16 protein-coding genes and 1 tRNA gene are annotated in these 13,959 nt (G+C 64.3%); 5 read left to right on the top strand and 12 right to left on the bottom strand.

Annotated features, from left to right (window positions below):
- Nucleotides 1–15: 15 nt before the first annotated feature.
- Nucleotides 16–1,299, bottom strand: a complete 1,284-nt coding sequence (locus tag FOE78_RS07900) for an integrase catalytic domain-containing protein (protein WP_143985799.1) — start codon at nucleotides 1,297–1,299, stop codon at nucleotides 16–18.
- A gap of 138 nt (nucleotides 1,300–1,437) precedes the next feature.
- On the opposite strand from FOE78_RS07900, the gene FOE78_RS07895 reads away from it, so the two are divergent.
- Nucleotides 1,438–1,513 (top strand) — tRNA-Lys (locus FOE78_RS07895).
- A 20-nt stretch (nucleotides 1,514–1,533) separates the two neighbouring features.
- Here the strand turns inward: FOE78_RS07895 and FOE78_RS07890 are convergent.
- From FOE78_RS07890 to FOE78_RS07860, 7 genes are all read right to left on the bottom strand, one after another.
- The gene (locus tag FOE78_RS07890) at nucleotides 1,534–2,478 is read right to left on the bottom strand and encodes a site-specific integrase (RefSeq protein ID WP_228266097.1); all 945 of its coding nucleotides are present in this window, start codon (nucleotides 2,476–2,478) and stop codon (nucleotides 1,534–1,536) included.
- 297 nt (nucleotides 2,479–2,775) lie between these two features.
- Nucleotides 2,776–3,159: a helix-turn-helix domain-containing protein gene (locus tag FOE78_RS24095; protein WP_228266096.1), complete on the bottom strand. Its 384-nt coding sequence runs from the start codon at nucleotides 3,157–3,159 to the stop codon at nucleotides 2,776–2,778.
- Nucleotides 3,122–4,684: a replication initiator gene (locus FOE78_RS07880; protein WP_143985797.1), complete on the bottom strand. Its 1,563-nt coding sequence runs from the start codon at nucleotides 4,682–4,684 to the stop codon at nucleotides 3,122–3,124. The genes FOE78_RS24095 and FOE78_RS07880 overlap by 38 nt, the downstream gene beginning before the upstream one ends.
- The gene (locus FOE78_RS07875) at nucleotides 4,681–6,138 is read right to left on the bottom strand and encodes a P-loop NTPase family protein (RefSeq protein ID WP_143985796.1); all 1,458 of its coding nucleotides are present in this window, start codon (nucleotides 6,136–6,138) and stop codon (nucleotides 4,681–4,683) included. The genes FOE78_RS07880 and FOE78_RS07875 overlap by 4 nt, the downstream gene beginning before the upstream one ends.
- Nucleotides 6,135–6,890, bottom strand: a complete 756-nt coding sequence (locus FOE78_RS07870) for a WhiB family transcriptional regulator (RefSeq protein ID WP_143985795.1) — start codon at nucleotides 6,888–6,890, stop codon at nucleotides 6,135–6,137. Before FOE78_RS07870 ends, FOE78_RS07875 begins: the two co-directional genes overlap by 4 nt.
- Nucleotides 6,890–7,345, bottom strand: coding sequence for a hypothetical protein (locus FOE78_RS07865; RefSeq protein ID WP_143985794.1), 456 nt, complete (start codon nucleotides 7,343–7,345; stop codon nucleotides 6,890–6,892). The genes FOE78_RS07870 and FOE78_RS07865 overlap by 1 nt, the downstream gene beginning before the upstream one ends.
- A 2-nt stretch (nucleotides 7,346–7,347) precedes the next feature.
- On the bottom strand, nucleotides 7,348–7,773 hold the full coding sequence (locus FOE78_RS07860) for a hypothetical protein (protein ID WP_143985793.1): 426 nt from the start codon (nucleotides 7,771–7,773) through the stop codon (nucleotides 7,348–7,350).
- Between the two features lie 88 nt (nucleotides 7,774–7,861).
- Between FOE78_RS07860 and FOE78_RS07855 the strand changes: the two genes are divergently transcribed.
- The 4 genes from FOE78_RS07855 (at nucleotide 7,862) to FOE78_RS07840 (ending at nucleotide 9,967) form a co-directional block, all read left to right on the top strand.
- Nucleotides 7,862–8,239, top strand: a complete 378-nt coding sequence (locus tag FOE78_RS07855) for a winged helix-turn-helix domain-containing protein (RefSeq protein WP_168207420.1) — start codon at nucleotides 7,862–7,864, stop codon at nucleotides 8,237–8,239.
- A 71-nt stretch (nucleotides 8,240–8,310) separates the two neighbouring features.
- Complete coding sequence (locus tag FOE78_RS07850) at nucleotides 8,311–8,940, top strand: NUDIX hydrolase (protein ID WP_143985791.1); 630 nt, start codon at nucleotides 8,311–8,313, stop codon at nucleotides 8,938–8,940.
- Nucleotides 8,937–9,350, top strand: a complete 414-nt coding sequence (locus FOE78_RS07845; RefSeq protein ID WP_143985790.1) for an NUDIX hydrolase — start codon at nucleotides 8,937–8,939, stop codon at nucleotides 9,348–9,350. The genes FOE78_RS07850 and FOE78_RS07845 overlap by 4 nt, the downstream gene beginning before the upstream one ends.
- Nucleotides 9,347–9,967, top strand: a complete 621-nt coding sequence (locus FOE78_RS07840) for a COG1361 family protein (RefSeq protein ID WP_143985789.1) — start codon at nucleotides 9,347–9,349, stop codon at nucleotides 9,965–9,967. The genes FOE78_RS07845 and FOE78_RS07840 overlap by 4 nt, the downstream gene beginning before the upstream one ends.
- Before the next feature lie 10 nt (nucleotides 9,968–9,977).
- Here the strand turns inward: FOE78_RS07840 and FOE78_RS07835 are convergent, their stop codons facing one another.
- The 4 genes from FOE78_RS07835 to FOE78_RS07820 form a co-directional block, all read right to left on the bottom strand.
- Complete coding sequence (locus tag FOE78_RS07835; RefSeq protein WP_143985788.1) at nucleotides 9,978–10,556, bottom strand: hypothetical protein; 579 nt, start codon at nucleotides 10,554–10,556, stop codon at nucleotides 9,978–9,980.
- Between the two features lie 392 nt (nucleotides 10,557–10,948).
- Nucleotides 10,949–11,134 (bottom strand): hypothetical protein, encoded by a 186-nt coding sequence (locus FOE78_RS07830; RefSeq protein WP_143985787.1) that lies wholly within the window; start codon nucleotides 11,132–11,134, stop codon nucleotides 10,949–10,951.
- Nucleotides 11,135–11,222: 88 nt separating this feature from the next.
- Nucleotides 11,223–13,070, bottom strand: coding sequence for an IS481 family transposase (locus FOE78_RS07825; protein ID WP_407662642.1), 1,848 nt, complete (start codon nucleotides 13,068–13,070; stop codon nucleotides 11,223–11,225).
- 306 nt (nucleotides 13,071–13,376) lie between these two features.
- Nucleotides 13,377–13,919, bottom strand: a complete 543-nt coding sequence (locus tag FOE78_RS07820) for a hypothetical protein (protein WP_143985786.1) — start codon at nucleotides 13,917–13,919, stop codon at nucleotides 13,377–13,379.
- Nucleotides 13,920–13,959 lie beyond the last annotated feature (40 nt).

Below are 13,959 nucleotides of genomic sequence, written 5' to 3'. Positions count from 1 at the left end.
TCATGTTGCCTCATGTCAAGATGCCCGCGTGTTTTGAGTCGTTGACTCATCGGAAGGTGCCCGCTTGGTTCGGGGCATTTTGCGTTTGCTGAGGTAGACGTGGTTGGTCTTGGCTCGGCGTTGGACCTGGCCTCGGCGTCGGGCCAGTTCGAGCAGGTTGGCCTGGAGGTCGGTGATCTGATATTTCAGCTGCTCGATGTCGGTGTCGTGGTGCAGGGTCTGCAACCGGTCAAGGTCGTGGGGGTCGACCATGTCGCCGAACCGGGTGAGGAGTCGATCCATCGGGGTGGCGGCGGTGTCGTGGCGTTTGGTGACGGTGGCGCCGTGGCGGGTTTTGGAGATCAGGCGTTGCTGGGGCAGGAACAGGTTGACCTGGAGTGAGACCAGCGGCCAGACCTGGTTCAGCAGGTCGAGCTCGCGCGGGCTGTCGTAGCGGTAGTAGCCCACGTTGCGGCGGACCACCGACCAGTTCTTCTGCTCGACGTGGGCTTGATCGTTGGAGTGTGAGGCGCGGCCGCGGGAGAAGTTGATCTTGCGGGTGGTGCACCATTTCAGCAGGTGGTGGTTGATGAACTCCGAACCGTTGTCGGAGTGGATTCCACTGACGTGGAAGGGAAAACGCAGCCAGAGCTGTTCCAGCCCGGCGGCCACGATCCGCTCGCCCTTGGACCTGACGGTGATCGTTTCGGTCCAGCCGGTGGCCACATCGGTGGCATCGAGGCTGTAGTGGAAGTGGCCGTTGGCGTCGCCGCCGTCGTGGCCGACCAGGTCGATCTGGATGATGCCGGGGATCGACTCGTTCCACTCGTGCCAGGTTTTCATCGGGATCGACGATTTCAGCAACGATCCGGGCCGGGTGTGGGAGATGCCCTTGCCTGCGACCAGACCGATCCGGGCCGGTGCCAGCCGGCGGTCGATGGTGGCCGGTGACATCTGCCGGACCTGGGCGATCACCGTGGGGTCGATGCCGTCGAGGTGGCCGTGCCGGGCCAGGTTGTTCAACACGTCGGCCAGGGCCGGTTTCAACCGTTTGCCGCTCGGCCCGTCCAGCACGGCCCAACAGCGTTGCAGCAGATCGACCGCGGCCTGGTCGTAGGTCAGCACCGGCTCACGCTGCTTACGCGGAGGCGGGCCACCGTGGGCACGGTGGGCCAACGCGATCCGGATCGCCTTGCGGGCATGATCACGATGCCAGCCCGTCACCTGGCAGACCGCATCCAAGATCGCCGACTTCTCCGCCTTCGTCGCCTTCGGCCACTTGTCCAACTGGGCTTGAGTGATCGCCTTCCGCGCCGCCATCGAGAGCTCCATCCAACGAGAGGTCCCACGCGGGCAACTTGAGATGAGTCAACGACACGACCTACGCGGGCATTTTCGATGAGTCAACGCGTCGATTTCAGGTCCGGGGCCGGTCGCTGCTACTGTTTCTCCGCGCACGCGCCATTAGCTCAATTGGCAGAGCAGCTGACTCTTAATCAGCGGGTTCGGGGTTCGAGTCCCTGATGGCGCACCAAAACCCCTAGTCAGCTCGGTTTACCGAGCCCGACCCTCCGGTCCAGTCATGCTTTTGCCATGCTTTTCGCTCTCGGCCAGTGTGTCCCTTAACGCGGCATCGAGCGCGAGCGCCGCTTGCGAGTCCACCGCCCGCCGCGCCATGTAGACATCCTGAGTCATCGAGGGCCGGCTATGACCCAGCTGATCCGCAACCAGCCGGGCCGACAACGCAGCCTCATCCAAGATCGTCGCCGCCGTCTTCCGAAACGTGTGCGATGTGATCCACGCCAAGGCAGCATCACCCCGCGCATCCCGCAGCTCGCGACGAACATTCGCCGGGTCCCGAAAGCCGCCCAGGACGCTCGGAAACAGCGGCTGATCAAGACGTGCACCCGTTGCGAACCGACGCCGCAACACGGCCACGGCACTCATCGGCAAGGCCAACGTTCGTCTGCCCGCCGAACTCTTCGTATCCTTCCGCAACAGTCCCTCATGCCGAACCCGGATGATGGTGCTCGTGATCTCGACCGTCCCCGCCTCGAAGTCGACCTCCGACCACACCACCCCCAAGGCCTCACCGATCCGTACGCCAGTCGCCAACATGAAGAACACCAGATCTGGCAAATCCCGCCGCCGAGCCTTCTCGTCCTCCTGCAGCTGCTTCAACAACTCGATCCGCTCATCCGCCGTCAGCGCCCGAGGTGGCTTCTTCGGCTTCGCCTCTATCCGCTCGATGTCGCGCACCGGATTCACGATGATCGCGCCGTATCTGGCTGCCAGCCCGAGGACGCCCGAAATCACGCTTCGGCAGCTCTTCGCCGTCGCTGCACTCACGTCAGTCTTGATCTTGCCAACAACCTTGTCAACCAACGGCGTCGTCGCCTCACCCAGGCGAATCTCACCCATCGCGGGCAAGACATGATTCTTCAGCTGCCGCCGATAGGTCTCAACCGTGCCCGGTGACCGCCGGCCATCGGCCACCATCCCGTCCATCCTCTCCAACCACACATCCGCCGCCGTACGGAACCGGGTCATCCCAGTCAGCTCACCATGTCTCCCCGCGGCTGATCGACTCTGCAGCTTGCTCCGAAGGTTCTGCGTCGCCTGTGTCACTGACTTCCCGCTCGCCTGAACTTGTCGCGTCACGCCGTCGAAGTCTCGGTACTGCGCAACCGCCTTCACCCAGGTCGGCTTGCCATCCCTACCGTGGCCCATCGGGTACGTACGGAGAAGACCCCACGACCCGATCGGCATCGGAGAACGTCCCATGACAACAACACCTCAGGACGCCCAGGCAGACTGATATTCAACCCAGGCACGAACCTCCTGCGCAGTCACCCAATCGCGTACCTCATCCGGCCGATACCGAACCTTGTTCCCCAGCCGATAACTCGGTGGCCCGTACTTGCGACACCGCCACCCGTACAGCGTGTTCGCGCTCACCTTCATGTACTCCGCAGCCTGACTCACGTCCCACAGCTGCTCGAACCGACTCGGGATCTCGTCGGACACCATCACCAACACCCTCTCTCGGTTGAATCCCAATCCCTCCAACGGAACCGGACCAAAATCGACTCGCTCATGATCAACATCAGCCGACAACAGCGAGCCCGACCACGGCACTTGATCACGGCGCGGGCCCATCCGACTCACTGTGATGATCAATTGCCGAATGATCGCCCACAGGTGCCACGATGATCTTGGCGGCGTCGTACTGTTCCCGCCAGGCCCGCCGTTCCTCGATCGCAGCGAAAATGATCTTGCGGTACTCACCGGCATTACTGGGCCGGGTGTCGGTCCAGACGAAGCGAGGTAGCCCGTCCTGGGCGGTCACGTCGGCTGCCAGCCGTTCGACCTCGGGAGGGACGATTCCTGCCGCATGGAGTGCTTCGCGGACGACGGTGGCGCGGTCGGCTTTGTGTTCGGCCAGGGTCTTGCCCGACCAGTGCCGCGACACCAGCACGCGGCGGCCGCCGACGCCGAGGTGTTCTCGATCATGGGCCTTGCTCGGGCAGTGACCGGCCTGCATCCCGGGTGTCGGGTTCTTCGGCTGAATGCCGTAGCGCAGCCAGTTCGCACAGTGTTCCGAACACGGCAGCCACCGCAACTCCGCGTGCAGTCGATCAATGTGCGCGTCCCGCCGCTCATCTACCGGATCATCTTCGTCGGGGTCGGTGGTGAGCGGTTCGGCGATGGCTTTGGTGAGGTACTTCGTCAGATAGCGGATGGCCCGGTCGGCTTCCTCAGACGGTGCGATGATCCCGCGGATGTCGGCCTGTGTCCCGAACCGCATCACGTGCGCCGGCCTGGCGTCGGGATCATTGGCCAGCCCGTCAACGGCTTCCTCCCAGGTGGGGAGGACTTCGCCGGTGTCCGGGTCGGCGTAGCCGGTGCCGTCCCACATCGGCACCCGCTGCACGAACACTGGACGGTCGAACCGTGGCCACCACACCTGCACGTAGGTTGCCCTGATCACCTGCCGGAGCAGTTGGCGAGGAATCGCACCCCGGATCGCCGCGTGCAAGTGCGGCGCGAGACGGTGTTGAGGTTCGACAGCGGCGAAGTACTGCACCTTGTACCCGGCGCAGCGGCGCAGGTTCTGCCAAAACCGATCCACCAGCCGCGGGAACAGGAGGGCATCCATCGCTGCCCGCCGATAGTCATAGGACTCCGGATCGACCGGTGCACCAGCACAGATCGCACCATAGGAGGGCAGGGTCAGGGTGAGGAACATCGAGGGCCGGTACTCATGCCCGTCCAGACTGGTGAACGTCCGCCCGATCGTCCGATCCTCCGCAGCCACGCGAGGAAGATCCGCTGCATCCGACCTTCGCCGCGTGGAACGCACCCGCCGATCACTGTCTCCGTCGCGATCTTCCTCACCGTGATCGTCCTCGTCGGCCTGGCCATGATCGCCGATTTCTTGATCATCTTCGGATTCGTGATCTTCGGGTTCGGTGCCGAGGTGCCAGCCTTCGGCGCATTGCTGCATCCGCAGCACCCTGGCTTTGTGCGCGCACGATGGGCACACCGATTCCAGGGTCGAGCCGCACGGGATCGGCACCGTCTCCTCGATGCCGGTCTCCCGATCCAGCACCCGGCGCAGCAACGGACGCACGCAGACCTTCTCGGCGACCGCTAGCTCGCGCACCATGTCGGTGGTCAGATCGACCAGCAGCCGCATACTCATGCCGCACTCCGCGAACGAGACCGCCGCTTCGGCTGCTCCGGCTCCTCTGGAACCACGATCGGGCGCGGATGTGGTGCCGCGAACCGGCGTGCGGCATCGATGATCATCCGATCCGGTACGAACCCGGCCCGAACCCGCGCCAGCCGGCCGGTGTCATCAACAGCGAAGCCCACACCGGGAAGGTCCCGCGGGATGTGGTGACACTCCGCACCCGCGCCGATTGCCCCGTCGCCCAGGACCATCGCGACCTCTTCGCGTTCCCGCAGCCGTAGCGCGATCGTCTGCCCGAACAGATGCCTGGCCTTCAACGTCTCCTTACGCGGGTCCTGCAGGAACCCAAACACCACGAACCCCGGAGCGCGGCCGATTGAACACAACCGCGCCAACGCCGCCTCAGCCCTCCGCAACAGATCCCGATCCGACAGATACGCCACCAGCGAGGCCAGCTCGTCGATGATCACGACCACCCACGGCTCCGACCCCGAGGCCACGTGCTGACGGGACCGGCCCGCCATCCGCCGAGCCCTGGCCTCGCACTCCCGGACGGCTTCTTCGAGCAAGATCACCGCAGACGACGGTTCGTCGGCGTAACGGGTGAACAAGCCCCGGCCGAGGCCGAGTTCCATGCCGCCCTTCAAGTCGATCCCGTGGACCTCGACCAAACCGGCCCGGATCGCCGGAGCCAGCCCCAGCAGCAGCGACCACATCACCGACCCCTTACCTGCGCCCGAGCAGCCCGCGGTCAAACAGGAGATGTCCAGATCGACCCGCCACGGCTCGTCGTCCTCGGTGCGGCCCAACACCACTGACAGGCCCGCCGACGCCGCTGGCACATTCGGATCAGGCAGAGATGCGGTGAACACGGCGGCGAGCGGGTCATCGAACCCAGCCACGATCCGGCACGACGTCCGCGCCGTATCCGGGATCACCCGCAGCCGCACCGCGCCCAGACTGGTCCGCAGCCGTTCCGACGCGTCCTCCACGTCGGCGACCGTCTGACCCGACACCAAGCCGGGAACGATCACCAGCCGGCCCTGCCGCCACCGGCACGACACCAGACGGGGCAGAACCAACCGCTCACCCGGTAACACCCGGTCCGCACGGCGCGAGTGCAGCGGGGCACGACGAGCCAGACCACACGACTCCATCAACGACGGCCACACCTTCCGCACCCACCGCCGCAGCCGGAACCGCGACAGCGGACCGGCCAGCAGCCGCCCGTACGAGACCGGCAACACCCGCGCCCATACTGCGATGATCAACACCGGGACCAGGACGATGACCAACACGGTCCGCGCATCCGCCACTACGGCGATCACGACGACGAGCAGCCAGACCAACGACCGGAACGGGTAGCCGCGCAGCAACCTGCCCGCGCCGGACAGCCACCACCAGCATTCCCGGACCACAGCACGACCGCCACGCCGCACCGCCATCGGAGCCGAGGCAGTCATGCTGCCGCCGACCGATCAAGCCGCTCCGGATGCTTGGGCCGCAGCAACACGGAGTGGCCCGATTCGCGTTCATGATCAACACCAGGGTCGAGTTCGTCCAAGGTGCACCACCGACTCAGCCGACGAGGCTCCGGAATCGCCGAGTCGGGGAACTCGAACAACAACCGCAACTCCCACGGCCACCGCTGGATCGGGCGATCAGCCAGCATCGTCGGAACCAAGGCACGCATCCGCAACAGGCCCCGCGCCGGGTCAGGGTCGGTCCACGGACCAACCCACCAGCCACCCGGCACCATCCGCACCGGCTTACCGATCCGATGCACCAAGCGGGCAACGAACGCCCGACGCCGGCCCTGATACAACAGCCGCCGCAACCGCAGCTGGGCACGGGCCAGATCACGTGCTTCCCGACCCACATCCGTACCAGCAGAACTACGGCCGTCCAGCATGCAGCGACCGCCGTCGGTACACACCGCGCCGAAGGCCCAGGCCGGAGTGAACCGAACACCACCCCAGATCCCGGCCTCCTCGTCACGTACCAGTGCACCCGCCAGACACGCCGCCCGCAGCGGGCACCCCGCACAGATCCGGGCACACGTCCGGACATCCTGACGCTCTCGTGAGAACCAGACATCCGGATCCGTCCGCGAACACGACGGCACCAAATCAGCGATCTCATCCCGATCCGAAGCCACCGCCCAGGCAGGCCGTGACGCCGACCACTCCTGCTGCTTCGTCGGTTGCGTCGACATCACGCCACCCCCACCGAGCGGGCCATGACCGGCCAGTCCACCAACGGGCCAGGCCGATCAAACCGAGCGCCCTCATCGGTCCAACAAATCACCGCATGCTCATGCGAACCACCTGCGTGAGCAAAAGCTGCCAGCACCAACCCGAGGTGTTCGCGATCCAGACAGGCCAGCACACCACCCAGATCAGCCGCAGGCGGTCCGCCGGCCAACGCCGCGACCAAGATCAAAAAGGCGCGCTCACCCGACGACAGGACGCCGGCCTCAGCAGGGATCTCGTCCGGATCAAGCCAACATGACCCAGACCTGTCATCCACCCGAACCCACGGCCAACTGCCCGAGGCGAACCGTCCACCAAAGCCCCGCACCAGCAGCTCGACCGCCGCCTCGCACGCGTAGTCACCGCGAGCCCAGGCCCGCAATCCGCCAACCCTCACGTCCAGGCCATTGCCGAACATGATCACGCCGCCTTCGCCGACGAACCCGACGAACCGCCCGAACTGCGGTTCTGTCGAGGCTCGGAGAATCCCGACGCCTTGAACGAGTAGGCGACCCGATGAAAGTTGCCGACCTCCTTCACGTACGGCGTCACCATCAGCCCCTCCAGATGCACCGGACGCACCGGCACACCCGAGACCGCCTCCGGAGGAACCGGCTGCACCGGGGCTGCCACCTTCACCTTGAACGTCCGCTCCCGAGCCTCCGGATCGAAATCCATCACATCCACCACCCAGACGGGCAGCCCGGAATCCTTGTCCGTGGCCTGAACTCGGTTCTCCCGAGTCGACCGATCAAAATCGGCCAGCGGACCAACCTCACCGACAATCCCCACACCATGTGGGAACACCTCGGCACACTCCACACGAAACGGTCCCTGAACAGGCATCGCAGCCTCCTTGAGTAGATTGAGCTAGCTTATTATTGCCTATCACTTCGAGATGAACTTGTCTAGCCCTTTCGCTAAGATTCCTGGCATGGCGTCCGCGAACTCGACCAGATACGGTCACGTAGTCGCCACGCTGAGCGCGCAGATCCGCAGCGGCCGCTTCAACGTCGGAGACGAACTCCCGACCGTTACGAACCTGGCCGAGGAGTTCCAGGTCTCGCACATGACCGTGAAACAGGCTCTGCGAACACTGCGGGAGCAAGGCATCGTCTCCACCGGACGCGGGACACGATCCCGCGTGCTGGCCGTGCCCACGCCCGACGAAGAACCGCTGACCGAGCAGCTGCGGGCAATCCGCAACCGACTCGACAGTCTTGAACGCGGCACATCCGACCTGGCGAGCCGTACATCCGACCTCGAACACCATGCATCCAAGGCAAGTCGCGACGACCCGGCGGAGCCATGACGGATCCGTGCATCAGCCGTGACATGTCACCGACAACCAGCCGTCAGCGATAGGTCACCGAGGACTGACACATGACAGGCATGCAGCAATGGAGCGGACGCACCGCAACGCAACTGCAAGATGCCCTCAGACACTCCATCGAAGACTTCGCCCAACACCTCAACATCGCCCCGCGCACCGTCGCCCGCTGGCACCAGGACCCCGACGTCATCCCTAGACCGGCGATCCAACAGCTCCTCGATCACGCGCTCGAAACCGCGACACCAGAACAGCGACAACGCTTCTACGCGAGCGATGCCGAGGCCCCGCCAGCGGCTGCACTCAGTGCAGCGTTGGCCGTCGTGATCAAAGGCCCCGACATCCTCCTCGTGCGACCACGAACCCCGGAGTCTGCGTCCTGGCAGTTCCCGGCCGGGGTGGTCAAACCGCAATCGTCACCCGAAGCCGTGGCCGTACGCGAAACCCTGGCCGAGACCGGCATCGACTGCGCCGTACGCGGGCAGATCGGCAGCCGCACCCACCCCATCACGGGCGTCTTCTGCGTCTACCTACTGTGTGAGTACCTAGCCGGCGAACCCGAAAACCGCGACCCCTTCGAAAATCTCAACGTCCGCTGGGTCCCCACGGACCAGTTGACCAAGTTCATACCGATCGACCGCATCTATCCGCCCGTGCTCGACGTCATCAAGGAGGCCGTGTGACCACCGCACCCGAGGACCGCCCCGCCATCGCCGCAGCGATCATCCTGCAAGACGGCAAACTCCTCCTCGCGCAACGCAAGGTCAGGGAAGGCAGTCTCTCCTGGCAGTTCCCCGCAGGAGAAGTCGAACCCGGCGAATCCGCAGAACAAGCCGCCGTCCGCGAGACCAGCGAAGAGGTCGGCCTCACCGTCCACGCCACCAAACACCTCGGCGAACGCGTCCACCCCAACACCGGACGTCGGATGGCCTACGTCGCCTGCGACATCGACTCCGGCGAAGCCCACGTCACCGACACCGAAGAGCTCGCCGCCGTAGCTTGGGTGCCTTCGAGCGAAGCCTCAGAATACGTCCCATACGGCTTCGCTCCCGCAGTCGAGGACTATCTCAGGTCCAAAGGCTTCCAGAGTTGAAGGAGTTTCTCATAACCCGAAGGATTAACAAACCAATGTGGGGACCAATCACAGCAATCGCTACGGCCGCAGCGGCCGCCGTCGCAATTATCAGCCTGCTGGCGATCCTGCGAGACAGCCGAGAGCGCACGCGGCCGCTTGTCACAGCCGATCTGGAGCGAGCACCGCTCAGCCGAGACCAACGCCACCTTGATCTAGTGCTCCGGAACAGTGGCGCGACCGCTGCCCGCGACCTTCGCGTAGCCTTCGACCCAACCCCGATCATCATTCCGAGGGATGAACGCAGGCCCCAAGTTGCCACGGTGCTTGAGAAGCGGTTCACAGGAACGCTACGCATACTTCCACCAGGACGGCCCATCCGGTCCGCGTACTATATCGGCGAGCAGAACCCGAACAAGCCCAGCGATGTGCGCAACTCTGAGCCACTTCCAGACACATTTACTGTGATTGCCTCGTACAAGGATTACCGCGGCAGACCGTACTCGGACACCTTCGAACTCAGTGTCGACGACTACCTCCACGAAACCGAAGTCACCGGTAAGTCCGTCCCCGCGAATCCGCAGAAAGACCTCGTTCATGCGGCCGAGAATATAGTGCGCCAGTTGAATCGACACTGAGCGATGAGACTCAGTCTGCCGCCTGCCCGACCACCGCTTCGCTGAGCGTCTTCGATGCCTTAGCAATGGCGACCGCTATACCATTGAGAGTGCCCGGTGGAACAGCAAGCGAATACCTTAGTGTTTCAAGGTCGACTGAGTAAGTCATCGCAGGAACGGCACCAAAGGGACCGTTGGCCCGTATGCGGATCCTGTATATATTCGGCTGCCCTTTGGTGATGACCTCCCACGGAACCCCGAGATTCCAGGTGATCGTCCGGCCTGGAGCCAGCGCCGAAAGCCCATCGGCAAGTGCCTTGTGGATCAAACCGCTTCGCTCCTTTTCCTGCGTGCGGAGTTCCGGAGTGATACTCACCTGAACATCCGTCGCGAGCGTGGGCCCACTATTACCGATGACCAACAGAATGAACTGCCCGTGCTCCTCAGATGGTCTAAGATCAGCCCACACGTAGGGCTGGGCGGCATCCTCACGAAGCTGCCTCTGTATCTTGGTCTGCTCGCGCGCAGCATTCGCCGATCGGCGGGCATAAAACAGCGCTGCGACAGCGACGACAACAGCAGCGGCGGCGATCCATGTGCTCGTGCTCATGGCGCAATTCTTGCGCTGATGCGCCCGGATCCGCTGGAAGCGACCAACATCAGCGCGGCCCGCGACAAGCGGATCCGCAGCTCACTGGACGCGCTCGGTCGAATCGCTCGAAGAACCAACCGACTTGATCCCGAACGCTGACCGCCAACTCGTCCGAGACTTCGAGGTCATACTCGCTCGCCCAGTCGCCGATCTGAACACCTACCAAAGCTCGCAGCCTACCGAGTGCCATAGACAACCGATCAGTACCCATCGACCTCCATGCACGATCAGGCTCTGACTCTGCTGGTCCTACCTCATCAGCGAAATCACGGAACAGGCGCTGCGAAAGTTGAAGGCGCCGCGACAGGTCGAAGTCGATCTCAGGATTGTCTAGCTGCGTTCCGATTCGATCACGAACTAAGGTTGGCCGACTTCACGCAATGCTCCTCAATCTCAAGCGAGAAATCCTTCCAAAGCATCCGTCGGTCGGAAAGAATATTGAGAACGCGGCGCGCAATCTCGCGATCGTCGTCCTTGTGTTCCCACTGAACTCCAAATTGTGCGCCTGTGACACCGGTGACGCGATACCTGACCATGAATCTCCTTGCCCCCGGCGTCTCGGAAGAATGTGATCCGACAGGTGATGTGCGACAGAGTTCCGCCAGCTGATGTGCGACAGCTGGCCTAGGAAACTGAGGGTTCAGCGGTCCGTGGCCGCTGTCCCTTGATGCTACGCACCGGGTCGATGGTGGTCCTGCGGACCACGAGTTCATCGGCTCCGGGCAACTCGATAGCCAGACTGGTCTCGGACACATGCACGGTGACGGTGCGGTGTTGGTGTTCTCGGCCGAGCGCGACGTGCTGGCCGGCGACGGTGACGACGCCGGTGTTGGAGGCCCGCCGCTGGACGGTGATCGGCTCGGTCGAGGGCCGGGGAACCGGGCCGACCGGGCGGGCGTGTCTGAGATCGAACGCCTCACCCGGTTCCAGCGGGTTGGGTCGCACCCGCAGCAGTTCTCGCGTGTCGGGGTCGAAGAACAGCAGCGGGGCACCTTCCTCGATGAAGATGCCGACCCGACGCCCGGCCAGAATCTCCGCTGCCAGGACCACCCGGTTGCCCAGCGACACGGTGCCGGCTCGGCCCACGGTCCGCTCGACCTCGGTCACGGTCCGACTGGCCCGGCTGCCCGGACCGGGCTTGGCCGGCAACGGCGGCGCACCGGCCGGCACCGCACCTTGGCCGGTCAGCACATCGAGGTCGGTGACGGTGAACCGAGATCGCAAGGACTTGACCCGGGTTCCGCCGATCGACAGGTGCACCCATTGGCAGTCGATCCAAAACCGCACCACCTGACCTGCCCGGCCCGGTCCGAGCCAGAACTGGTTGTTGCACAACGCCATGTTCCCCGACGCCGGCACCACCCGATCCAACTCGATCGCCGCACCACTGCCCGGCACCCGAACCGCTGGTTGCCCGCTCACCGGTTCATGATCATCACCCAGGTCATGAACACGCGGCGGTTCGTGATCATTTGCTGACTTGCCGGCGTTGGCGGGATCGCTGGTGGTGTTGAGGATCCCTAACCCGGTCGGCACCCACAACCCAATCCCTGGCACGGCCGCAGCGGGGGTGAACCGGTCGGCCGGCACTACCGGCACCTTGTCGTCTAGTGCCTGGTGCGGCCGGTCGGCGTTATAGCCGGCCACCCAGGCATCCACCGCGGCCTGGGCGGCCTCAACCGATGCGAACGGGCCAGCCTGATCGAGGAAGTCGGGCCGGAACGTGCCGTGAAATCTCTCCACTTTGCCGTTCTGATTCGGCGAGGCCGGCCGGGTCAGCCGGTGCGTGATGCCGTTCTTGCGGCAGATCTTGTCGAACAACACCTCACCCCGGCTGGGCCCATACCGGTTGAACCGGTCGGTGAACTGCTTGCCGTTATCGGTGATCACTTCCTCCGGCACCCCATACCGGGCCAGCGCCTGCGCAAAGGCCAGACACACCGCCCGGCCGGTCGCCCGTTCCACCACCGCCGCCATCACACAAAACCGGGAATGATCATCAACCCCGGTCACGATCTTCGCGCCCCGAATCTCCCCGGTCCGCACATCGACCAGCTCGATCCCGCCGACAATATCGATGCCCCACAACTGCATCGGCCCCTCACGCTGGAACCGGATAAACGACTCCCGCGGCCGTTTCCGCGGCCGCTGCCGCAACAACCCCTGACGGATCAGGATCCGATCGATCGTCCGCTCCGACGGCACCGGCAACGGCACCGAACCATCCCGAGCCCAAGGCAGCGGTCCACGCAACAACTCCAACCGGATCCGCCGCGAACCCCACCGCGGATGCAACCGCCGCATCTCCGCCACCGCCACCTCGACCGGCTCACCAGCCTGATGCGGACACGACACCGGCCGATGCGACCGATCCGCCAGACCGCCGATCTGCTCAGCCAAATAGCGGGCCACCCACCGATGCACCGTCGCTCGATGCACCCCGGTCCGGGCCGCAACCTCGACCACATCCATCCCACTCAGCACTGCCCGGACCGCGTCCAGACGCTGCTCCACCACAGACAAGACAACCAGTACCAATCCCGGCCTCCCTGACTCCGAGACGCCCCACGGAGACGCCCAAAATCAGAGTGCCGACAAGACCGGTGTCGCAGATCAACTGACGGACGTGTGTCGCACATCAACCGACGGAGCACAGCGTCTCGGAAGAAGCACTGCCGAATACACCTCTAATAGATCAAGGCGCGGCTTCGCCGCGCGGGCTTGCGGTCCGGTGCTCGCTTCGCTGCGCTCCGGTCCTCGCCCTGCGCGTCAACTCGGTCATAACGAGGAGCTGCCCCACCGCGATGCCCAACCAGAGGACTTCGCTGGGGGCACGGCCCCACTCGAGAAGCTGGAGCGGATCAAGCTTGTCAACTTGTCGATCGCACTCTTGAGCCGAACCAGATCTGTGTCATCCCCTGACATAACTTCCCCAGGCTGCCAGGGCCCGTTCTCACTCACGTTCCACCTCAAGATCGCATCGGCCTCTAGGAGGTCCGACCACGCCTGAGCGACATTGCTCGGAGCCAGCAACCGCATTCGCCCACTAGCGGACTCCAGGTCGATCTCCATGGCGTCGGCGGCATCGGCGTAGGGCGTCGTGAGGCGGTCTACCAACGCCGTTAGGTGTTCAGCGTATGCCAGGGCGGTGCAGTAGACCCCAAACTGAGCATCACGGGTCCAAGCCGCGCGTTGATACTTGGCGCCGAGCCACGGCTGTAGGAGAGCCGCCGCCAGCGTGGTTAGCAGGCCGACGATGGCGACGATGATGGTCAGGATCACGAGGCTCAGGATCTCAGACAGATGCCCGGCATCCTTCACACGGCACGCTCAAAAGGGCGACCGCGACGGAGCATATTAT

This window comes from Microlunatus elymi, assembly GCF_007362775.1.
Lineage (GTDB): Bacteria > Actinomycetota > Actinomycetes > Propionibacteriales > Propionibacteriaceae > Microlunatus > Microlunatus elymi.
Note: the sequence above shows the minus strand (reverse complement) of the source record. Positions and strands in the feature narration are given on the sequence as shown.

Coding starts and splice junctions, on each gene's coding strand:
- FOE78_RS07900 (WP_143985799.1), bottom strand. CDS start 1,299: ATGGCGGCGCGGAAGGCGATCACTCAAGCCCAGTTGGACAAGTGGCCG.
- FOE78_RS07890 (WP_228266097.1), bottom strand. CDS start 2,478: ATGGTGGCCGATGGCCGGCGGTCACCGGGCACGGTTGAGACCTATCGG.
- FOE78_RS07880 (WP_143985797.1), bottom strand. CDS start 4,684: ATGAGTATGCGGCTGCTGGTCGATCTGACCACCGACATGGTGCGCGAG.
- FOE78_RS07875 (WP_143985796.1), bottom strand. CDS start 6,138: ATGACTGCCTCGGCTCCGATGGCGGTGCGGCGTGGCGGTCGTGCTGTG.
- FOE78_RS07870 (WP_143985795.1), bottom strand. CDS start 6,890: ATGTCGACGCAACCGACGAAGCAGCAGGAGTGGTCGGCGTCACGGCCT.
- FOE78_RS07865 (WP_143985794.1), bottom strand. CDS start 7,345: ATGTTCGGCAATGGCCTGGACGTGAGGGTTGGCGGATTGCGGGCCTGG.
- FOE78_RS07860 (WP_143985793.1), bottom strand. CDS start 7,773: ATGCCTGTTCAGGGACCGTTTCGTGTGGAGTGTGCCGAGGTGTTCCCA.
- FOE78_RS07855 (WP_168207420.1), top strand. CDS start 7,862: ATGGCGTCCGCGAACTCGACCAGATACGGTCACGTAGTCGCCACGCTG.
- FOE78_RS07850 (WP_143985791.1), top strand. CDS start 8,311: ATGACAGGCATGCAGCAATGGAGCGGACGCACCGCAACGCAACTGCAA.
- FOE78_RS07835 (WP_143985788.1), bottom strand. CDS start 10,556: ATGAGCACGAGCACATGGATCGCCGCCGCTGCTGTTGTCGTCGCTGTC.
- FOE78_RS07830 (WP_143985787.1), bottom strand. CDS start 11,134: ATGGTCAGGTATCGCGTCACCGGTGTCACAGGCGCACAATTTGGAGTT.
- FOE78_RS07825 (WP_407662642.1), bottom strand. CDS start 13,070: ATGGATGTGGTCGAGGTTGCGGCCCGGACCGGGGTGCATCGAGCGACG.